The sequence below is a fragment of the Rhizobium sp. B21/90 genome, from assembly GCF_019355815.1.
Classification (GTDB): Bacteria; Pseudomonadota; Alphaproteobacteria; order Rhizobiales; family Rhizobiaceae; genus Rhizobium; species Rhizobium rhododendri.
Window position 1 is genome coordinate 862,443 of sequence record NZ_CP072163.1, and the last position, 21,785, is coordinate 884,227.

Genomic DNA, 21,785 nt, shown 5'->3' on the forward strand with positions numbered 1-21,785 from the left:
CTCATGTCGATTGTACACATGGCCTGATAATGTCGACCGAAGCGGTGCAACTGCCGGGCCCACACGGCTAGGCTTCGTCCGCGATACTAACGCAACCGGACGTCAATAATCTGACATGGATCAAATTCGGCCGATAATCGACAGGGCTTCGTCGGCGATCACCTGCTCCTCGTTGGTGGCGACGACATGGATTGCGATCCGGCTTTCGGCTTTGCTTATGACGAAGACGTTCTCGGCATTGGCCGACGCATCGATCTGCGCTCCGAGCCAGGCAAGACGCGTGACGATTTTTTCCCGGATGGCCGCTTGATGCTCGCCGATGCCGGCCGTGAACACCAGCGTATCGACACCGCCGAGCGTCGAGGCCATCCTGCCGATCTCGCCGGCGATCCTCAGCGCAAAGAGATCGATGGCCTCGGCTGCCTCCGGCCGGTCGTCCGCCAGCAGCGCCCGCGTATCGGCACTGGTGCCAGACACACCGAGCAGGCCGGATCGATGATAAAGCAGATCCTCAACCTCGGCATAGGCCATCTTCTTCTGGCCGATCAGATGCAGCAGGACACCAGCGTCCAGCCATCCGGGCCGGGTTGCCATGGGAATGCCGTCGAGGGTGGAAAAGCCCATGCTGCAATCTCGGCTGACCCCATCTTCCAGCGCGCAGAGGCTCGCGCCACTGCCGAGATGGGCGATCACGGTTTTGCCGACCGACTTTTCGGCCCGACGGGAAAGTTCCGCGGCCACGAATTTGTAGGAGAGACCGTGGAACCCGTAACGCTTGATGCCCTCGTCATGCAGCGCGCGCGGAATGGCGAGGCGTCGCACAAGCTCGTCCTGCGTCCCGTGGAAGGCCGTGTCGAACGAGGCCGATTGCGCCAGGTCCGGGCGCAGATGCCGGACAGCGCGGATGAAGCGCAGTGCCTCCGGCTGGTGCAGCGGTGCCAGCGGGGTCAATGCCTCGATGGCATCGATGACGCTGTCGTCGAGCTTGACGGCTTCGAGGAACCTGTCTCCGCCATGCACGACGCGGTGGCCGGCGGCAACCATGGCATCCATCTCGAAATGGCCGGCCAGGATTTTAAAAGCTTCGTCGATGACTTCGTGCAGATCGGCCGTCACCGTGCTTTCCATTTCGGCCTCGAAGGGCTCGGGGCCCTGGCTGACCTCGAACACCAGCGGTTTTGCCCTGAGGTCGATGACGGCCTTGCCGATCATCCTGGCGGTTGCGTCTTCGATCTCGAAAATGCCGATCTTGACGGACGATGAGCCCGCGTTGAATGTGAGGAGAATACTGGGTGACGCCATGTTCGACATGCTCCATTGTCGACCCAAGGCCGATGCTGTCGTGACGGTAGCAGATGAAAGGCCTGCGCGGTGAGAGATCGCGCATATCGGTATATCGGAAAATTGCGCGCCTTGCCCTGTGCGAGACACCCGACGTCGCAGGCCGGTGACCCGTGGAGCGCTGTTCGATGGAATAATGTCCACGCGACCTCGAACATTGGCAACCCAACGGACGAAAATCGCGCTACGATCACTTGTCTGCATCGAGAGGAGTCGATCAGGCAAACAATGGAGGAGATCATCATGAGCAAGAACAGAGGCGTGGTCTATCTGAACCCCGGCAAGGTCGAGGTCCGGGATATCGACGATCCCAAACTTGAGGCCCCGAACGGTCGGCGGATCGAGCACGGCGTCATCCTGAAAGTCATCTCGACCAATATCTGCGGCTCCGACCAGCATATGGTACGCGGTCGCACGACCGCCCTGCCTGGCCTGGTTCTCGGCCATGAAATCACCGGCGAGATCATCGAGAAGGGCATCGATGTCGAAATGCTCGAGATCGGCGACATCGTCTCGGTACCGTTTAACGTCGCCTGCGGTCGCTGCCGCTGCTGCAAGGCGCAAGACACCGGCGTCTGCCTGACGGTCAATCCGGCGCGTGCCGGCGGCGCTTACGGCTATGTCGACATGGGCGGCTGGATCGGCGGGCAGGCCCGTTACGTGACGATCCCCTATGCCGACTTCAACCTTCTGAAATTTCCGGACCGTGACAAGGCCATGGCCAAGATCCGCGATCTCACCATGTTATCCGACATTCTGCCGACCGGATTTCACGGTGCCGTCAAGGCGGGCGTCGGGGTCGGCTCGACCGTCTATGTCGCCGGCGCCGGACCGGTTGGCCTCGCAGCCGCAGCCTCGGCACGCATTCTCGGCGCTGCCGTGGTGATGATCGGCGATTTCAACAAGGAGCGGCTCGCCCATGCCGCCAAGGTCGGCTTCGAGCCGATCGATCTGTCGGCCAGCGACAGGCTCGGCGACATGATTGCCGAGGTGACCGGCAGCAACGAGGTCGACAGCGCGATCGACGCCGTCGGTTTCGAAGCGCGCGGGCATGCCGGTGGCGAACAGCCGGCCATCGTCCTTAACCAGATGATGGAAATCACCCGCGCTGCAGGCTCCATCGGCATCCCCGGGCTTTACGTCACGGAAGACCCCGGCGCCGTCGATAGCGCCGCCAAGCTCGGCAACCTGTCGATGCGGTTCGGACTGGGCTGGGCGAAGGCGCAGTCCTTCCACACAGGCCAGACACCCGTCATCAAGTATAACAGGCAGCTGATGCAGGCGATCCTCCACGACCGACTGCCCATCGCCGATATCGTCAACGCGAAGATCATTTCGCTTGAAGAGGCGGCACAGGGCTACGAAAGCTTCGATCAGGGGGCGGCACAGAAATTCGTGCTTGATCCCCACGGCATGCTCGCCGCCTGACCGGCATGTGAGGGACATGCGGGCAAAACTCGCGCGCATGTCCCGTTTGTCGGGCGAACTGTTTATCCCTTGCACCCGCCATGGGGGAATGTGGCTTCGCACCGACCTTACTGCCGCGAAATTGAAGCGCTACACGCGACAGGCTCTAGCATCGGAGTCGGAAGGCGCCTAATAATCTGGCCGCCGATCGGGTCATCCTGCCGGTCCAATGTCTTCAGATACACGCGGCGTCGTGCTCGAACAGTGCAGATGAACAAGTCCTTCGGCAACCCGGACAGCGATCCGGACACATCCCCGCGATATCAGCGCGCTGCAATCCAGGCCCGTGCCCTCTCGACGCATGGCGGGCGGGTATGGCTCGCTGCGGCCGTCTTGCTCATTGCCAGTTGGGCAACCGGCGCAGTTGCCCCCGCATCGATCTGGCCAACCTTCTTTGGCTGTAACGCCGCAGCCCTGATGCTGTTTGCGACCGGGCTGAGATCCGCGATAGAAGTAGCCGATTGGCGGCGGCGAAAGGCCGGGCTTTCGAGCCTGGCGGTACCGGCATGGTCGCAGCATCTGCGAGCCCTGCTGCTACGACCATGGAACACGACAGAGCCCGCCGACGGTCCGTCGCAGGATCGTATCGAGCGTCTCAGCGGCAAGATCGCCATGCTCGCCGCCTCCTCCATACACCGCCTTGGCGCCCGCGCAGCATCGCTTGCAGCCCTTGCTGTCCTTTCGATGCTCGTTGCCTTCGACACTCTTTCCTGGGTCGCCCAGCCTCTTTTCCTCGGCCCCGTGGCCTACACAATCAGCGGCGTCTGCCTGGTGCTTGCCTTCGGACTGCTGGTGGTGGAGCGCGGCTTTGCCGCCGCCGATGCCGACGAATGGCCCGAAGCCCAATCGCTGATGCTCCTCGCCCGGCTGCCGATTGTCACACTGTCGCTTTCGGCATTTTCCCTGCTGCTGGTGGGCTCCGGCTATCTCTGGGCCGTCAAGGTGCCGGCCCTGCTTGCCTTCCTGTCGATACTGGTGGGACTGGAGTTTCTCGTGCGCGCCGTCGTTGCGATGTTCGGCCCGCAGAGCGATGAACGGCCGCCGCAATTGCTTGCCGAGAGCCTATTTGCCGGCATCTTGCGCTGGCCGCCACGCCCGCTGACAGCGTTGCAGGCGGAATTGCGCAGCCGGCATGGCATCGATCTGCGGCAGATCTGGGCATTGACCTTCATCGGCAGGACTTTCCCCGCCGTCGCGCTGGCCATTGCTGTCGTCGGCTGGCTTCTCAGCGGCGTCACTGCGGTGCCGATGAGCGGGCGCGGCATCTACGAGCGTTTCGGAAGACCCATCGCGGTCATCCATTCCGGCCTGCATGTCGGGCTACCCTGGCCCTTCGGACGGACCGTCTCTGTCGAAAACGGCATTGTCCACGAACTCGCAACCTCCTTCGTCAGCGACGGCAGCGATTTATCGGCGCCCGATGCCGAGGGACCCGCACCGAGCGGTGCCAACAGGCTGTGGGATGGAACCCATGTCAGCGAGAAGTCGCAGATTATCGCCAGCCGGTCCGAGGGCAAGCAGAGCTTCCAGATCGTCAATATGGACGTGCGCTTCGTCTACCGCATCGGTCTGTCCGACCGGGCAGCCCTCGACGCCACCTATCACACGGCCGATATCCCGGCGCTGATGGAGGCGACGGCCAGTCGCGTGCTGGTGCATGATTTCGCCGTCCGGACCCTCGACGATGTGCTGGGCTCAGGCCGGCTGGAGATGGCGGACGAAATTGCCGCTGCCATCCGGACTGACCTCGATCGTCTTCAGAGCGGCATAGAAGTGCTGGCGGTGGTGGTCGAAGCCATCCACCCGCCGGCAGGCGCCGCAAATGCCTACCACGCCGTCCAGGCCGCCGAAATCACAGCGCAGGCGCTGGTCGCCCGCGAGCGCGGTTTTGCCGCCCAATCGGCCAATGAGGCCCAGCGCATCGTCAGCCTCGGGCGCGACAAGGCAACAGCCACGGCGCGTGAAAGCGTTGCTGCGGCAGACGTCGCCAGGCTGCGGTTCGAGGCCGAGCAGACCGCTTACCGCAACGTTGGCCGGGTCTTCCTCGACGAGGCCTATTTCACCCAGCTGACATCGGGGCTGGGCCAGGCCAAGGCGCTCATCCTCGACCATCGTATCGGCGGAGAGATAGCGCCGACCATCGATCTCAGAAGCATGACGATGCCGATTGACCCGGACGCGGCCCCCAAGGCCAGCGCCCCCGCAGGAAACGACGAGGTCGAGCCATGACCCATGTGCATCAGCACGAAGATCACGATCACAATCATCACCACGACCATCATGAGCACGGCAGCGAGGCGATGCCCTTCCGGTGGTATCGGGTCGTGCTCGCCGTCGGACTGGCGCTGATCGTCGTCGCTGCGGCCTGCGTCGTCCAGGTTCGCTCCGGCGCAGCCACGATCATCACGCGCTTCGGAAATCCGACCCGCGTCCTGATCGAGCCGGGTTTGGCGTTGCGCTATCCTCTGCCCTTCGAAACGACGATCGATGTCGACCTGCGCGCCAAGTCCACGTCGAGCGGGCTGCAGGATGTCGGCACCAGGGACGGGTTGCGTGTGATTGCCGAGGTCTACGCGATCTGGCAGGTCCCGCCGGATGCGGAAGACGTAAAGCGCTTCGTTCGCTCGGTGGAAAACCAGCCCGATCAGGCCGCAGCCCAGATCCGCACGTTTCTCGGTTCCTCGCTCGAAACCGTGGCTGCCAACTACGACCTCTCGGCGCTGATAAACCCGGATCCTTCAAAGCTACAGATTTCGGCTCTGGAATCGCGGCTGAAGGACCAGATTGCCCAATCATTGCTTGATACTTATGGCGTCCGCGTTGTCGAGGTCGGTATCGAGCGCCTGACGCTGCCATCGGTGACGCTGGATGCGACCGTCGACCGGATGCGCGCCGAGCGTGAAACGATTGCGACAGAGCGGGCTGCGGTTGGCAAGCGACAGGCGGCGGAAATCCGCTCTGCAGCCGAACGGGACGCGCGGGTGCTGCAAGCCGACGCATCGGTCAAGGCAGCCGGTATCGAAGCCAGGTCCCGTGTCGAGGCTGCCGAGATCTACGGGGCGGCCTACAAGACCGCGCCCGAACTCTACGAGATGCTCCGATCCCTCGATACGCTGGCAACGATCGTCAACGCCAACACGCGGCTGATCCTGCGCACCGATGCTGCGCCGTTCCGGGCCCTGATAGACGGACCGCCGGTCTCGGCTCCACGCGGCCCGACACCGCCTTCGCCAGATCCCGGGAAGCAGTAACATGTCCGGCATGCGACAAAGCAAAGCGGCGCCGCATATACAAGCCGTGCGGCTCGCCTTCATGGCGATGTTCGGCATCATGCTGGTGGCCGCGATCTCCTGGGCGACGTCCAATATCCGCCAGATCCCGCCCCAGAGCCGCGCTGTCGTGATGCGTTTCGGCGCCTTGAACCGCGTCCAGAACGCCGGCCTGACGCTCGCCTGGCCACAGCCTTTCGAGCGGGTTTTGCTGGTACCCGATGCTGCTCAGGTGATTGAGCGCAAGGTCGAAGGTCTGCTGAGGTCACCGACAGCCGACCTCGTGACTTCCAATACAGGTCTCCAGAGCGATGCGGAGGCCGGATCGGGCTATCTGCTGACCGCCGATGCCAGCGCCGTTCATCTCGACGTCCGTGTTTTCTATCGCGTCACCGATCCCGTGGCCTACGTCCTGCAGGGCGCTCATGTGATACCGGCGCTGGACCGGCTTGCGACACGCAGCGCGGTGATGGTCTGCGCCTCCCGCGATCTCGACAGCATTCTTGTCGCCAGGCCCGAGCTGGTCGCCGCCGACAGCGGGGTTGCCGAGAGGCGCGAACGGCTGCGGGCCGACCTGCTCATCGGCATCAACGACGGCCTTCGCGCGCTGGCAACGCAGGGCCTCGGGCTTGGCATCGAGGTTGAACGTGCAGACGTCCAGTCGTCATTGCCAGCTTCAGCCGTTGCAGCCTTCGACGGCGTGCTGACCACCAGCCAGCAGGCGGAGCAGGCCATCGCTGCCGCCCGTAACGATGCTGCAAAGCAGAACCAGGCGGCTGCGCAGGCCGCCGATCTCGTCGTCAAGCTGGCCCAGGCGCAGGCAACCGAGCGCGTCGGCAAGGCCCGCACCGACACAGCCACGATCACCGGTCTTGCGACCACGCAAGGCAGCAACAGCGACCCAGGCCTGCTGCAGCGCCTCTACCGCGCAAGGATCGCAACCATCCTGTCGCAGGCGGGCTCCGTCGTCACCATCGATCCGCGCGACGATGCCCGGCTCATTCTGCAGGGGGTAGAAAAATGAGCGAGGCATCCGGACATTCCCATCATGGTCACGGGTCCCATCACGGCCACGGGCATTCGCACGCGCACAGCCATGTCTTCGGCACCGGCCTGCTGACAGCGAACGAAAAGAGAAGCGCCGGTTTCCAGCTGCTGCTGGCCATGGTAGCCGTCGGGCTGCTGGTGCTGGGCCTCGGCTGGCGATGGCTCCTGCCCGACGAGGCCGGCATCGGCCAGCTGTTGTTTGCCGCAGCATCGATCATCGTCTCCGTGCCTGTCATCCGTTCGGCATGGCACAGCCTGCGCCATCCAAGCCTGCACGGCATCACAGACCAGCTGATCGCGCTGGCGATGCTCGCCGCCTGGGCCACGGGCGACCTTCTGACCGCAGCATTGCTGCCGATCATCATGATCTTCGGCCACGTGCTGGAGGAGCGAAGTGTCATCGGGTCGAAGGAGGCGATGGACGCCCTGGCGCAGCTGACCCGCAGCCTCGCCCGCCGGGTAACTTCCGATGGCAACATCGAGGAGATCGACAATGCGTCGCTAAAGCCCGGCGACATCGTGGAAGTCAGGGCCGGCGACCGCGTTCCGGCGGATGGCCGCGTCGTCGAGGGCCAGGCCAGTCTCGACACCGCGCCGATCACCGGCGAAGCGGTGCCTCTCGAAGTCAGTCTCGGCATGGACATTTTCGGCGGCGCAATCAATCTCGATGGATTGCTGCGTCTCGAGGTGACGCGCACCGGCGAGCAGTCGACCCTCGGCAAGGTCATCGCCCTGATGCAACGCGCCGAAAATGCCAAGCCGCCGATCACGAGGCTGCTCGAGCGCTATGCCTACCAGTATCTTTCACTGGTGCTGATGATTGCGGCCCTTGCCTGGTTCCTCACCTATGACGACCAGATCATGCTTGCCGTGCTGGTTGCTGCCTGCCCTTGCGCCCTCGTCCTGTCCGCTCCGGCCACGGCCGTTGCCGGCATTGCGGTGGCGGCAAGGCACGGCATCCTCATTCGCGGCTCCGCCTTCCTTGAGGAACTGGCCGAGCTGACATCGGTGGTAATCGACAAGACGGGAACACTGACCTACGGGCAACTGCGTCTGCAGCAGATGAATGCCGTCAGCGACGCGGAACGACCGGCCCTGCTGGCTCTTGCCGCCTCGCTCGGCGCTGCCAGCAGCCACCCTGTCAGTCGCGCCCTCGCCTCGCTCGTGCCGCAGGCGAGCTACCTACCGCTGACCGGCCTGCGCGAGGTCCAGGGGCTTGGTGTCGTAGCGATGACCGAAGGCGGCGAAGCGGCACTCGGCCGGGCGGAATTGTTTACCCGACTTTCGGTCGCGGCACCCTCGCCGCCCGATCACGACGGCCCGATAGCCGGCCTGTCGCTCGATGGACGCTTTGCCTGCTGGCTGCTGCTGTCGGACACCATCAAGCCGGAGGCCTCGGTGGCGATGGCCGATCTGCGTGACCTTGGCCTAGCCCGGCAATTGCTGCTGACAGGCGACCTTCGGTCGGTGGCAGACACCCTGGCAGCCGAAGTCGGCATCACCGATATTGCGGCGCAGGCACTGCCGGAAGACAAGCTAATGCGGGTGTCGCGCGAAATCAGCAGCGGTTTCCGGCCGATGGTCGTCGGCGATGGCATCAACGATTCGCTTGCACTGAAGGCTGGCGTCGTCGGCGTGGCGATGGGGGTCGGCGGATCGGACATCGCGCTTGCCTCGGCGGATATCATCCTGATCGGCAGTGATCTGCGCAGGCTCGGCACGTCTGTCCGCCTCAGCCGCCTTTGCCGCCAGACCTTGCAGACCAATGTCGTCATCGGCCTTGGCTGGACCGTCACCATCGTCATCCTTGCAGCCCTCGGCCTTCTTGGCACGGAGGGCGCCCTGGTGGCGGCCATCCTGCACAATGTCAGCACCCTGCTGGTGCTCGGCAACGCCGCCCGGCTGATGCGGTACGACGAGCCGCTGGCGGCCATAGAGGCAGCCTGATCTCGCGGCCAGCGGCACGGTGCTGATGAATTAGTTGCAGAATTTCAGCGCAGGCGAATTGCAATGCAGTTACATTCGTTGTTTTTGTTCGTCCCGACGTGAACTGTGCAGAACCGAAGGACGAGCATCTCTTGGACGTCATCACCACAGCCCTCGTTTTGTTGCTGGCCATCGTCGTCAGCGGCCTGGTGTCGCGGGTTATCCCGATAACACTGCCTTTGCCGCTTATCCAGATCGTGCTTGGCGCAGCGATCGGCCTGTCGGCAAATCTCAGCGTCACGCTGGAACCGGATATCTTCTTTCTGCTGTTCCTGCCGCCGCTGCTGTTTCTCGACGGATGGCGCATTCCGCGCGAGGAATTGATACGGGACCGGAACATCGTTCTTGAACTGGCGCTCGGGCTGGTCGTCTTTACGGTTCTTGGCGTCGGACTTTTTGTCCACTGGCTGATACCTGCCATGCCACTGGCCGTCTGCTTCGCGCTCGCAGCCGTTGTTTCTCCGACCGACCCGATTGCCGTATCGGCCATTGCCAAGCGCGTGAAGATCCCGCCGCGGATGATGCATATCCTCGAGGGCGAATCGCTTCTCAACGACGCATCCGGCCTCGTCTGCCTGCGCTTTGCCATCGCTGCCGCCCTGACCGGCACGTTTTCGCTCTATGACGCAACGTTGAATTTTCTCTGGGTAGCGATTGGCGGGCTGGTGATCGGCATCGCGGTCACCTGGACGATCAACGCGGTCAGTACGCGCCTTTCGCAGCGCTACGGCGAGGAGAGCGGCTCGCAGATCCTGGTGAGCCTGCTTATGCCGTTTGCCGCCTATCTGCTGGCGGAGCATCTGAAGTGCTCCGGGATCCTCGCGGCTGTCTCTGCCGGGGTAACGATGAGCATCGCGGAGAATTCGGGCCGGGCCATGGCCATCACCCGCGTTCGCCGCAGTGCCGTGTGGGACATGATCGCCTTTGCCTTGAACGGCACCATCTTCGTCCTTCTCGGCGAGCAACTGCCGGGCATCCTGTCGCGCGCCGACCAGACGGTAAAGCTGACCGGCCACGAAAACCCGTGGTGGCTGCTGGCCTATGTCCTCGCGCTGACGGTCAGTCTTGCCAGCCTGCGTTTCGTCTGGGTCTGGGTGTCGCTGCAACTGACGCTGCTTCGGGACAAGCGGCGACACGATTCGACGAGTTCGCGCATTGTCGCGGCCTTTTCCGTCGCCGGCGTGCGAGGCGCACTGACGCTGGCCGGCGTGCTGACCCTGCCCTTGACCATGAACGACGGATCGATTTTTCCGGGACGCGACCTTGCGATATTCCTCGCCATGGGGGTCATCGTCTTTTCGCTGATCGCCGCCACCGTGTTCCTACCGCCACTACTGCGCAACCTGGAGCTACCGAAGGAAACCAAGCGGGAAGAGGATGAGGACGCAGCCCGGATCGCTGCGGCGCAGGTCGCCATGAAGGAAGTCGAGGAGGTCCAGCACAATCTTGCCAAGGGCAAGGACGACACCGACCTCTATGTCGAGGCCGCAGCGCGGGTCACCGAATTCTATCGGCGGCGGCTGGAAATCCATACGGGTGCCGAAGATGAGGGCTCGACGTCGCGCGAGATCGCCAAGATCGAAATGCAGTTGCGGCTGGCGGCAGTCCGGGCCGAACGCAGCGAGATTTTCCGCAAGGTCCGCGCCCGCGAGCTCGGCAGCGCGACTGGCCGGAAACTGGTCCAGGAGTTGGATCTGCTCGAAGCGCGCTATCTCAGCTAGCAGCACCTCGCAAGGCGGCATCGGCGCTGCAGGCATTGCGAAGCCGGCCACGGCATTGCAAAAGAAGAGAGACAGAATCACCTAGGTCGGACCCAGCTTGGAAAAAACGCTTTATCTTCCCGTGAAGGCCTTTCTGGAAAGTGCCGGTTACCGGGTCAAGGGCGAGATCGGCGGCTGCGATATGGTGGGGCTCAGCGACGACGACCCCGGCATCGTCGTCATCTGCGAACTGAAGCTGACGTTCAACCTCGAACTCGTCCTGCAAGCAGTCGACCGGGCGTCCGTCTGCGACGAGGTGTGGATTGCGGCCCGTATTTCGGCCAGGGGCAAAGGTCGCGAATCCGACAGTCGCTATCGCGATCTCTGCCGGCGACTGGGCTTCGGCATGCTGGGCGTCTCGGATGCAGGCGTGGTCAGCGTCATCGTCCAGTCGGTAACGCCGATGCCTCGAACCAATTCCAAGCGGCGCTCGCGGCTCGTCCGGGAGCACCAGCGGCGGCGCGGCGATCCCATGCTCGGCGGCTCGACCAAAATTCCCGTCATGACCGCCTACCGCCAGCAGGCGCTTGCTATCGCTGCAGCGCTCGAGGCCGGGCCTCTTCGCCCGAAGGATATGAAACTGGTAGCACCGCAGGCAGGAACGATCCTGCTGCGCAACGTCTACGGCTGGTTCGAACGGGTGGAAAAAGGCGTCTACGCCCTGACCGAGGGCGGCAGGCAGGCGCTGAAACAATGGCCGCAAGTCACGGTCGTCGATTAGTTCTGGACAATGCATCCGCCAAAGTGATTGCCCTTTCGGCGACCGGTCTGCTATCAGCGTCCATGCCCGTATCGAAGAGGAGCTGGCCGATGACTGCAACGCCAAGCCCCGGGGGCAACCTGTGACGGATACAGCATCGCTTGCAGCACTCGGCTGGTCTGAGTTTTTCCAATCGCAAATCGAGGATGCCGACGCCGGTCTGGAACCGCGCCGCATTTCCGGCGTTCACCGCACCCGTCTCGCTGGCATATCGGAGCATGGGCCGGAGCAGCTCATTCTTGGGCCGCACGCTAGTACCGGCGAGTTCGCCGTCGGCGACTGGGTGCTAGCGGAACGCGAGACCGATCTCGTCGTCCGCCGCCTGGACCGCAAGGCGCTGCTGCAGCGCCGCACGGAAGGCAAGGACAACCAGCTGGCCGCCGCCAATGTCGACACCCTGTTCATCGTCACATCCTGCAATGCCGACTTCAATCCTTCGCGGCTCGAGCGCTACCTGGCGCTTGCCAACCAGGCGGGCACCGAGCCGGTGATCTTGCTCACCAAGGCCGACACCGTCGACGACGCCGAAAGCTACAGGCAGCAGGCGCAGGCGCTGCAGCGCGATCTCGCCGTCGTCGTGCTCAACGGCCGCTCTCCGGATGCAGTGGGTGCACTGGCACCGTGGTGCGGAGCTGGCCGCACGGTGGCGCTGGTTGGTTCTTCAGGCGTTGGCAAGTCGACCCTCGTCAATACGCTGGCGGGGCCTGATCGCGAGCAGACCCAGGAGACCGGCGGTATTCGAGAGCAGGATGCCAGAGGCCGTCACACCACCACTTCTCGCTCGCTGCACGCTATCGCCGGCGGCGGTTGGGTGATCGATACGCCCGGCATGCGGACGCTCTATGTCAGCGACGCCTCATTCGGCATCGAAACGCTGTTCGCCGAGATTACAGATCTGGCACCCTTCTGCCGGTTCCGCGATTGCACCCACGCGCACGAGCCCGGTTGCGCTGTCCAGAAGGCGGTCAAGGAAGGCACGCTTTCGGCCGAACGGCTGGATCGCTGGCGCAAGCTTTCCGAGGAAAATGTCCAGAACACCCCGGTGCAGACGGGGCCGCGCGGCAACAAGGTTCCGGGTCGCAAAAAGAAATACTAGGGCAATTCTGTTTTCACGGAGACGTGAAAGCCTCTATCCCTTTGTTTTTACGCATTCCGGACACCAAATCGCCAGGCACTTTTGCAGGAATTGCGCGGATGCGACGGATAGAAGCCCAACCCGGCTTGAGCCAGTCCCGACCCGGCGCTACTTGATCAACCTCAAGTGGACAAACGGGAGGCTGACATGACCGACACAACCGCGAGCACAGCAACGCCGACTGCCGAGGAAACGGTTTTCGGCATCATCATGGCGGTCAGCTTCTGCCATATGCTCAACGATACCATGCAGTCTCTCATCCCGGCACTCTATCCGATGATCAAGGATAGCTACGGGCTCGATTTCACCCAGATCGGCTTCCTCGGCCTGGTCTTCCAGGTAACGGCCTCGCTGCTGCAGCCGCTCATCGGCATCTATACCGACAAGCGGCCGCTGCCATATTCGCTGACGGTCGGCATGGGCTTTACACTGATCGGTCTGCTGCTGCTGGCGTTTGCCCATGCCTACTGGGTACTGCTCGTCGGCGCCGGCGTGGTCGGGCTGGGTTCTGCCGTGTTCCACCCCGAATCCTCGCGCGTCGCGCGGCTTGCCTCCGGCGGACGTCACGGGCTGGCGCAATCGCTGTTTCAGGTCGGCGGCAATTTTGGCTCGGCCATGGGACCGCTGCTGGCAGCCTTCATCGTCCTGCCGCGCGGACAGGTCAGCGTTGCATGGTTTTCGCTGGTCGCCCTGCTCGGCATGATCGTCCTGTGGCGGGTCGGCGTCTGGTATTCCCGCCACCGCATTGCCAACGCCAAGCGAAAGGTGGTCGCGGCCGTCGTGGCCCTGCCGCGCGCAACCATCGTCAAGTCGATTATCGTGCTCGTATTCCTTGTCTTTTCCAAATTCATCTACATGAGCAGTCTGTCGAGCTACTACACTTTCTACATGATCGACCGCTTTGGCGTGTCGGTCCAGCATGCGCAGATTCTGCTGTTCGTGTTCCTCGGGGCTGTTGCGGTCGGCACCGTTGCCGGCGGCCCTGCCGTCGATTGGTTCGGCACCAAGTTCGTGATCTGGTTCTCCATCCTGGGCACCTTGCCGTTCACCCTCGCACTCCCCTATGCCAACTATGAGGTCACGGTGGTGCTCACCGTCATCATCGGCGTCATCCTCGCCTCGGCATTTTCAGCGATCATCGTCTTTGCGCAGGAACTGGTGCCAGGCAGGGTGGGTACGATCGCCGGACTATTTTTCGGCTTTGCCTTCGGCATCGGCGGGATCGGCGCTGCCGGGCTCGGCATTGTCGCCGACCACAAGGGCATCGCCTACGTCTATAGCATCTGCTCCTACCTGCCGCTCCTAGGGCTTCTCACCGTCTTCCTGCCAGATATAGGCAAAGGTCGCCGCCACCGCGCAAGGCAGGCGTAGGAGTTTAGTACCGGCATTTGACGGATTGGATGAGATTGACCGTCAAACCCGGTTCCCTTATTCGCGCTGTGCGCCCTGTTCAACTTTCCCTATGGCGCTCGCCCGAGCGCCATAGGGCAGCATTCAGTCCGCCAATCACCTTGCCGCCCAATTCATGCCGCGATGGAAAATCGTTCTCATCTGCGACACCGAAAACTCCTTGGCCTGGTGCCCGAGCGACGAATAGAAGACCCGGCCTTTGCCATAGTGGCGTTTCCAGGCGACCGGCATAACGACACCGTTGATCCAGTAGGCATACTCGCCGGTAAAGGTAGTCGTTGCCAACACCTCGTTCGATGGGTCGACATGCATGTAGTATTGCTCGGAGGTGTAAGGAAAGTCCTCGATCCCCTCCATGATCGGATCGTCCGGCTTGGTGATATTGACGGTGTAATCGATGATGTTACCGGGATGGGCCACCCACTGGCCGCCGATGATGAACTGGTAGTCGACGCTATCGCGAAAGCTGTCGCCCGCACCGCCGTGATAACCGGCGATACCAACACCGCTCTCGACAGCAGCGGCCAGGTTCTTTACCTCCTCCTTCTCGATCTTCGACATCGTGACGATCGGCACGATCAGGCTCAGGTCGTGGATGGATGGATCGGCAAACGCTTCCGTGCTGTTTTCCAGATAGACCTTGAAACCATCCTCTTCGAGAATGTCGCGGACGATATGGGCGCATTCCTGCGGCTCGTGACCGCTCCAGCCGCCCCAAACGATAAGTGCTTCGCGCATTGTACTGTTCTCCTGTTTCATTGCCCGATCAGCCCGTCCACAAGGGATTCGGACAGGGGAGCGGGACGCCCGGTCTCAGTGGCGATGCTGACCGTACGGCCGGTATCGGACGCGGTCTGGAAGGCTTCCATCACCTCCAGCACATGCAGCGCCAGGCTTCCGCTGGCGCGATGCGGTCGGTTCGAGCGAATGGCATGTGCCATGTCAGCAACCCCGAGCGAGCGGTAGTTGCCGTCTGCATAAGGTCCTGTAACCTCGCGGGTCTCGAACTCGCCGCCCTTCTTCAGATATTCCACCGATCCGCCGAAGTGGTTCGGATCGGGCACGAGAAGCGTGCCTTCCGTCCCGTAGATTTCGATCGGAACATGTTTGTGGCCAGCGACATCGAAGCTCATGCCGATCTGTACGATGGCACCATTTGCGAAAGCCATGACGCCGGCGACATGGGTCGCGACATGCACGGGGATATGCTGGCCGTTGCGCGGCGCGCTGGTGATGATGCGCTCCTTGCGCGGGGTCGTGGCGAAGCCGGCCACCTGCGAGACCGGACCGAGCAGATTGACAAGATCGGTGATATAATAGGGTCCCATATCGAGCATGGGGCCGCCGCCGACCTCGTAATAGAAATCCGGGTTTGGATGCCAGCGCTCGTGGCCGGGGCACATGAAGGTCGCGGTACCACCGACCGGCTGCCCGATGGCGCCCTCATCGATGATGGCACGCGCCGTCTGGTGGCCGCCGCCGAGGAATGTGTCCGGCGCAGCACCGATCCTCAGCCCCTTCGCCGCGGCAGCATCGGCAAGGCGTTTGCCCTCATTGAAGTTGATGCCGAGCGGTTTTTCCGAATAGGTGTGTTTTCCCGCATCGAGCGCTTGCAGGGCGACAGCCACATGGGCCTTCGGGATGGTCAGGTTGACGATGATCTCAACCGCCGGATCGGCGAAAAGCTCTGCGATGTCGACCGCTTTCAGGCCGAATTCCGCAGCCTTTGCCTCCGCCAGGTCGCGATTGAGGTCCGCCACGCCTTTGATATCGAGAATGGGGAACGATCTCATGGCTTTCAGGTAGGCGCCGGATATATTCCCGCAGCCGATAATGCCGATTCCAACTTTTTCCATAACTGCCTCCTCCAAGACCGGTTCGAATTTTTGTGGGTTAGTGCGCCGGCGCGGGCCCTGTCGTGCTCCAGGGCGATTCGTAGAGTTCGCGAAGGGCCACGACCGCTGCTCCCTGTGCCCAGGTCTCATCGGTCGATTGGTCGAAAACAAGTTCGGCGACGCCCCGGATGGAAGGCGGAATAGCCGCCGCATAGGCATGACGCAGGCTATCGAGAAACGGCGCTCCCAGCGCAAGTGTCGATCCGACGACGATGACGCGGGGCGGTGCGAACAACGTGACGATATTGGCGACGGCCATGCCGCAGGCCTCGCCGGCGCGGGTGGCAGCGACGATCAGTCCATTGTCCTCGCCAGCAATGAGTGTTTGCGCGTGCGCCATGCCGCGCCCAAGCCGGACGGCTTCGGCAAAGCGTCCGCCACTCGAATGTGCACCGAAGATGGCGTTTTCCCCCGCCTGGCTGGAGAGACGGATGGCCCCTTCCGATCCCATGCCAATGACGAGATCTCCGAGGTTATGACTAAGACCGCCAGCGCCACGAAACAGCTGGCCACCATGCAGGACGCCGAGACCAAGAGTTTTCTCCAGCGAAACCACGACGACGTCATCGAGCTCGCGGGCGTGTCCAAACCAGTGATGCGCCAGAGTTATCGCATGGGCATCGCTCTCGACGATCGTGGTAATGCCCAGCCGCTCGGACATTTCCCGGGCGAAATCGACGCCGGTTTCGCGAAAAATCGGGCTGGTGCGGACATGCCCGGTGCGGTGTTCGATCAGCCCGGGCAAACCGAGGCAGACGAGATCGATATCATGGATCGACAGATCCGCATCGATAACGCAACGACGGACCCCGTCATCGATAAGGTCGGCAATGACGCTGATCGGCTGCCGATCGACGCGCAGCGCCATCGTCTGTCTCGACAGCACCTCGCCGCAAAAATCAGTCACCACGAAGATCATCCGATCGGCAGCAATCTTTGCGCCCACGACGCGCGCGGCAGCCGGATTGAGCTCCAGCGCCACCCTCGGGCGACCTCGCGCTGCGGGATTGCGAAGATCGCCCTCGTGTCGCGCCAGGATCAGACCATCGTCCAGCAGGGCTGCCGTGATGGCTGACACCGTCGTCGTCGACAATTGCGTGAGTTCACTGATTTCGATCCGCGCGATTGGCCCCGCGCGCCGGATCGTATCAAGGATACTGAAACGGTTGATCGCCCGCATCAGCTCTGGGTCGGCAGTTTTCATTGAGACAAAGCAACCTGTTGGACCAACTATCCCGCCGTGGAATTTAGGCCGGATCATGAATTAAATAGAGACCCCACGTTGAAGACTGTCAAGCCTTGCTGCCTAAAAAACAAGTTTAGCGATTGACAACTGTGCAATTTTCCGATGACTTAATCCGCATAAGGGAAAAATAGTGAGGACTTGTCATTCCCTTGGGAGGAGAAATGATGTTTCAGATCGTCGGGGCGAAAGCCCTTCGCGGTAAGCGGACAGCTATGCTTGTCGCTACCACCGGACTTGCCATGATGCTCGGTGCGGCCAGTGCGATGGCCGATACCACCGTCAAGTGGCTGCACCTTGAGCTTGATCCTGGCTATGTCGCCATCTGGCGCAAGATAGCCGATACCTATGAGACCCAGCATCCCGGCGTCAAAATCCAGATGCAGTTTCTGGAAAACGAAGCATTCAAGGCCAAGCTGCCGACGCTGCTGCAATCGAGCGACGCCCCGGATTTTTTCTATAGCTGGGGTGGCGGCGTCCTGAAGCAGCAGATGGCAACTGGCGCTCTGCTGGATCTGACCACTGCAATGAAGGCCAATGACGGCGCGTGGCTGAAGAGCTTCAATCCTGCTGCCGTCGAGGGCCTGACCTTCGACGGCAAAATCAGCGCCGTACCCTTCAAGCTCGGCACGGTCTCGTTCTATTACAACAAGGCGCTGTTCGCCAAAGCCGGCGTCGACGCAACCGCCATCAAGAGTTGGGAAGACTATCTGGCAGCGGTCAAGAAGATCAAGGCTGCCGGTATCGTGCCGATCGCCGGGGGTGGCGGCGAAAAGTGGCCGATCCACTTCTACTGGAGCTACCTCGTCATGCGCGACGGCGGCCAGAAGGTCTTCGACGCCGCCAAGACCGGACAGGGTGAAGGCTTCAACGATCCCGCCGTCATCAAGGCCGGCGAGCAGCTTGCCGACCTCGGCAAACTCGAACCGTTCCAGCCGGGGTATCTCGGCGCGACATGGCCGCAGACCCTCGGCGTATTTGCCGACGGCAAGGCGGCGATGATCCTTGGCTTCGAGAATACCGAATCCAACCAGCGCACCAATGCCGGCGACGGCAAAGGCCTCGCCAGCGACAATATCGGTCGCTTTGCGTTTCCGGCAGTAACGGGGGGTGCTGGTGCCGCGACGGATACGCTCGGGGGACTGAATGCCTGGGCGGTGTCGAAAAAAGCGCCCCCGGAAGCGCTGGATTTCCTAGCCTATCTCAACAATGCCGACAACCAGCGGGCGATGGCGAAGGCCGGTATGATCATTCCCGTGGCGGTCGGCGCCGAGGATGGGGTCACCAATCCGCTGATGAGGCAGTCCGCCGAACAACTGGCCCATACCACCTGGCACCAGAACTTCTTCGACCAGGATCTGGGACCGTCCGTCGGGCGTGTAGTCAACGATGTTTCCGTTGGCATTGTCTCCGGCCAGCTGACGCCGAAGGATGGAGCTGCGCAGATCCAGGAGGCTTTCGAGCAGGATCAACTCTGAAGCCTGTGTCCGGCGGCAGCACGCGTTGCCCGCCGCCGGCCGCAACCTCGAATCTCGAGACAGGCAATCCCTATGACTGATATCAGCGTCACATCGACCGTCAGTGCGGCGGCACGGCCCAAGCCTGTTGTCCGGCGAAAGAGCTCGGCAAACCACGGCCGCCTGCCGGTGCTGCTCATCTTCCTGCCACCTGCCCTGCTGCTTTTCACGATCTTTGTCATCCTGCCGATGGGAGAAGCGGCTTGGTACAGCCTCTATAAATGGAGTGGCTACGGCGCACCGACGGATTTTGTCGGCCTGCGGAATTTCCAGGTCCTGTTCAACAACCAGGCCTTTCTGACATCTCTGAAAAACAACGCGTTGATCATTGTCGTCTCGATCATCGTGCAGATTCCGTTGGCGATCTGGCTGTCGACGATGCTCGCCAACAGGATTGCCGGCGTGGTGATGTTCCGGCTGATTTTCTTTCTGCCCTACGTGCTCGCCGAGGTGGCCGCCGGCCTGATCTGGCGCTTCGTCTACGATGGCGACTATGGCCTGTTCGCGTCGCTGGCGCATCTGTTCGGCGTTGCGACGCCCTATGTGCTCGCCGATAAGGACCTGGCGATCTACGCCGTCCTGGCGGTCATCGTCTGGAAGTATTTCGGCTTTCACATGATGTTGTTCATCGCCGGGCTGCAATCGCTCGACAAGAGCATTCTGGAAGCCGCCGAGATCGACGGTGCTACGGGCTGGCAGAAATTCCGTTATGTTACGCTACCCCTGCTTGCCTCCACACTGCGTCTTTCCGTCTTCTTCGCGATCGTCGGCTCGCTGCAACTGTTTGACCTGATCATGCCGCTGACCGGTGGCGGACCGTTCAACTCGACCCAGACGATGGTGACTTTCCTCTTCAATTTCGGCGTCACCAGGATGCAGGTCGGCCTCGGCAGCGCCGTCGGGGTGGTGCTGTTCGTGATCTGCGTCACCCTCGCCTTCGGTTACAAACGGATATTTATGCGCAATGACTGATATGGCCACATCCATTCGCGTCAGCCCCGGCACCAGGGCCTACCTGTACCTGTCGCTGACCATCATCGCAGCCATCGTCCTCGTGCCACTGCTGACAACCGCGCTCGGCGGCTTCAAGTCGCTCGGCGATCTCAGGGTCAATCCTTTCGGCCTGCCAGCGGAATGGCATGTCGAAAACTACACCGACATCCTGTTTGGCGATCGCTACTGGCGACAGATGATGAATTCGCTGATCATCGCCCTGCTGACGGTGTTCCTGACCGTCAGCGTCTCGGCGATGGCCGCCTTCACCTTTGCCCACGTGCGCTTCTTCGGCTCGGATTTTCTGCTGAATTACTTCCTGATCGGCCTGATGTTCCCGGCGGCAACAGCCATACTGCCGCTGTTCATCCGCATCCGCGATCTTGGCCTTCTCAATACCTATTGGGGCGTCGTTCTGCCGCAGGTCGCGTTCGGACTTGGAATGAGCATCCTGCTCCTGCGGAATTATTTCAAAAACCTGCCGGAGGAATTGTTCCAGGCAGCGCTGGTCGACGGCTGCGGCTACATGCGCTTCTTCTGGTACATCACCCTTCCGCTTTCGCGACCGATCATCGCCACTGTCAGCATCATTTCCTTCGTCGGCAGCTGGAATAGCTACATCCTGCCGCTGATCATGCTGAACTCGGAATCGATCTATCCCTGGCCACTCGGGATCATGGTCTATCGCGGCGAGTTCGGGACACAGTGGCAGCTGGTGCTGGCCTTCATCACGCTGACCATCCTGCCGACCATCATCGTCTTCTTCCTCGCGCAAAAACACATCATCGCTGGCCTGACAGCCGGTGCGGTGAAGTCCTGACAGGCGCAACTGGAGCATCCAAAGCATGGCATCCGTCGAACTTCAGAACCTCCGCAAATCCTATGGTGCGCTCGATGTCATTCATGACATCTCGCTCTCGATCAGCGACGGGGAATTCATCGCTCTGGTCGGTCCATCCGGTTGTGGCAAGTCGACATTGCTGAGGATGATCGCCGGGCTGGAGGAGGTTACCGGCGGCGATGTGCTGATCGGTGGCGACATCGTCAACGCGCTGACGCCCCGCGAGCGCAACATTGCCATGGTGTTCCAGTCATACGCGCTCTATCCGCACATGACAGTGGCGCAGAACATGGCATTCAATCTCAAATTGTCAGGGCAGCCGAAGACTGTGATCGACCAGCGCGTCAACGAGGCGGCACGGATGCTGGATCTGACCGCGCTTCTTGAGAGGAAACCGGCCCAGCTCTCCGGAGGCCAGCGCCAGCGGGTGGCCATGGGCAGGGCCGTCGTGCGAAATCCCTCCGTCTTCCTCTTCGACGAGCCCCTGTCCAATCTCGACGCCAAACTCCGTGTCCAGATGCGTGCCGAGATCAAGACGCTCCACCAGAAGGTCCAGACGACGTCCATCTACGTCACCCATGACCAGATCGAAGCCATGACGCTTGCCGACCGGATCGTCGTGCTCAACCAGGGCAGGATAGAGCAGCACGGCACGCCCCTGGAACTTTACCGAACCCCCGCCAACCTGTTCGTCGCGGGCTTTATTGGCTCGCCTGCCATGAATGTGCTCGACGGCGTGGTGGAGGGTCTGGCGGGCGAGCCAGTTGTCCGGCTGAAGGACGGGACTGCGCTGCGCATTGCCGCCGAGAGGCGGGTCACGTCGGGACAGGAGGTTACGATCGGCTTGCGTCCAGAGAACTTGAACCCGGCAGGAAAGGGATCACCACTCAGCGGTCGGACCCTGCTTGTTGAACCAACCGGTGCGCAGACACATGTGTTGTTCGAGATTGCCGGCCAACAAATGACAGCCGTTGTGGATGGCGAGTTCCCTGTCAGCTACGGCGCCGCGCTCAACGTCAACATCAACCCTGACCAGGTTTACGTCTTCGATCGCATCAGCGGGATCGCGCTTTAAGTCGTTGACACAGCAGCGCCTTCTCGGATTCCGGCATAACAGCCGA

17 protein-coding genes are annotated in these 21,785 nt (G+C 62.0%); 13 read left to right on the forward strand and 4 right to left on the reverse strand.

The annotated features are described in order from the left end of the window. Positions 1-120: 120 nt before the first annotated feature. Positions 121-1,302, reverse strand: coding sequence for an acetate/propionate family kinase (locus J5278_RS22130; protein WP_219258340.1), 1,182 nt, complete (start codon positions 1,300-1,302; stop codon positions 121-123). A 282-nt stretch (positions 1,303-1,584) separates the two neighbouring features. On the opposite strand from J5278_RS22130, the gene fdhA reads away from it, so the two are divergent. From fdhA to J5278_RS22175, 9 genes are all read left to right on the forward strand, one after another. Next, the gene (fdhA, locus tag J5278_RS22135; RefSeq protein WP_142830947.1) at positions 1,585-2,769 is read left to right on the forward strand and encodes a formaldehyde dehydrogenase, glutathione-independent; all 1,185 of its coding nucleotides are present in this window, start codon (positions 1,585-1,587) and stop codon (positions 2,767-2,769) included. Positions 2,770-3,018: 249 nt separating this feature from the next. Continuing rightward, positions 3,019-5,037 carry a protease modulator HflK gene (hflK, locus tag J5278_RS22140; protein ID WP_219258341.1) on the forward strand — a complete coding sequence of 673 codons (2,019 nt, stop codon included), beginning with the start codon at positions 3,019-3,021 and terminating at the stop codon, positions 5,035-5,037. Then, positions 5,034-6,059, forward strand: coding sequence for an SPFH domain-containing protein (locus J5278_RS22145; RefSeq protein ID WP_219258342.1), 1,026 nt, complete (start codon positions 5,034-5,036; stop codon positions 6,057-6,059). The genes hflK and J5278_RS22145 overlap by 4 nt, the downstream gene beginning before the upstream one ends. A gap of 1 nt (position 6,060) precedes the next feature. After that, positions 6,061-7,101 carry an SPFH domain-containing protein gene (locus tag J5278_RS22150; RefSeq protein ID WP_219258343.1) on the forward strand — a complete coding sequence of 347 codons (1,041 nt, stop codon included), beginning with the start codon at positions 6,061-6,063 and terminating at the stop codon, positions 7,099-7,101. After that, positions 7,098-9,071 (forward strand): heavy metal translocating P-type ATPase, encoded by a 1,974-nt coding sequence (locus J5278_RS22155; protein ID WP_219258344.1) that lies wholly within the window; start codon positions 7,098-7,100, stop codon positions 9,069-9,071. Before J5278_RS22150 ends, J5278_RS22155 begins: the two co-directional genes overlap by 4 nt. A gap of 131 nt (positions 9,072-9,202) precedes the next feature. Then, on the forward strand, positions 9,203-10,831 hold the full coding sequence (locus tag J5278_RS22160) for a Na+/H+ antiporter (protein WP_142830943.1): 1,629 nt from the start codon (positions 9,203-9,205) through the stop codon (positions 10,829-10,831). A gap of 97 nt (positions 10,832-10,928) precedes the next feature. Continuing rightward, on the forward strand, positions 10,929-11,591 hold the full coding sequence (locus J5278_RS22165; protein ID WP_143123131.1) for a DUF2161 domain-containing phosphodiesterase: 663 nt from the start codon (positions 10,929-10,931) through the stop codon (positions 11,589-11,591). A gap of 121 nt (positions 11,592-11,712) precedes the next feature. Further along, the gene (gene rsgA / locus J5278_RS22170) at positions 11,713-12,726 is read left to right on the forward strand and encodes a ribosome small subunit-dependent GTPase A (protein ID WP_257623410.1); all 1,014 of its coding nucleotides are present in this window, start codon (positions 11,713-11,715) and stop codon (positions 12,724-12,726) included. A 186-nt stretch (positions 12,727-12,912) separates the two neighbouring features. Next, entirely contained in the window at positions 12,913-14,136 is a 1,224-nt protein-coding gene (locus tag J5278_RS22175; RefSeq protein ID WP_209186420.1) for an MFS transporter, read from the forward strand. A gap of 135 nt (positions 14,137-14,271) precedes the next feature. Here J5278_RS22175 and J5278_RS22180 read toward each other — a convergent pair whose 3' ends face one another. The 3 genes from J5278_RS22180 to J5278_RS22190 are packed head-to-tail and all read right to left on the reverse strand — an operon-like array spanning position 14,272 to position 17,274. Beyond that, the gene (locus J5278_RS22180) at positions 14,272-14,913 is read right to left on the reverse strand and encodes a ThuA domain-containing protein (RefSeq protein WP_219258345.1); all 642 of its coding nucleotides are present in this window, start codon (positions 14,911-14,913) and stop codon (positions 14,272-14,274) included. Between the two features lie 17 nt (positions 14,914-14,930). Beyond that, positions 14,931-16,031 carry a Gfo/Idh/MocA family protein gene (locus J5278_RS22185; protein WP_143123134.1) on the reverse strand — a complete coding sequence of 367 codons (1,101 nt, stop codon included), beginning with the start codon at positions 16,029-16,031 and terminating at the stop codon, positions 14,931-14,933. 37 nt (positions 16,032-16,068) lie between these two features. Then, the gene (locus J5278_RS22190; protein ID WP_142830937.1) at positions 16,069-17,274 is read right to left on the reverse strand and encodes an ROK family transcriptional regulator; all 1,206 of its coding nucleotides are present in this window, start codon (positions 17,272-17,274) and stop codon (positions 16,069-16,071) included. Between the two features lie 206 nt (positions 17,275-17,480). Here J5278_RS22190 and J5278_RS22195 point away from each other — a divergent pair, with 206 nt between their 5' ends. The 4 genes from J5278_RS22195 to J5278_RS22210 all read left to right on the forward strand — a co-directional run bounded on the left by J5278_RS22195 (position 17,481) and on the right by J5278_RS22210 (position 21,739). Beyond that, positions 17,481-18,791, forward strand: coding sequence for an ABC transporter substrate-binding protein (locus J5278_RS22195; protein ID WP_142830936.1), 1,311 nt, complete (start codon positions 17,481-17,483; stop codon positions 18,789-18,791). A 72-nt stretch (positions 18,792-18,863) separates the two neighbouring features. Next, positions 18,864-19,802: a carbohydrate ABC transporter permease gene (locus J5278_RS22200; protein ID WP_209186416.1), complete on the forward strand. Its 939-nt coding sequence runs from the start codon at positions 18,864-18,866 to the stop codon at positions 19,800-19,802. Beyond that, entirely contained in the window at positions 19,795-20,643 is an 849-nt protein-coding gene (locus J5278_RS22205; protein ID WP_142830934.1) for a carbohydrate ABC transporter permease, read from the forward strand. Before J5278_RS22200 ends, J5278_RS22205 begins: the two co-directional genes overlap by 8 nt. A 25-nt stretch (positions 20,644-20,668) precedes the next feature. Continuing rightward, positions 20,669-21,739, forward strand: a complete 1,071-nt coding sequence (locus J5278_RS22210) for an ABC transporter ATP-binding protein (protein WP_142830933.1) — start codon at positions 20,669-20,671, stop codon at positions 21,737-21,739. Positions 21,740-21,785: the final 46 nt, after the last annotated feature.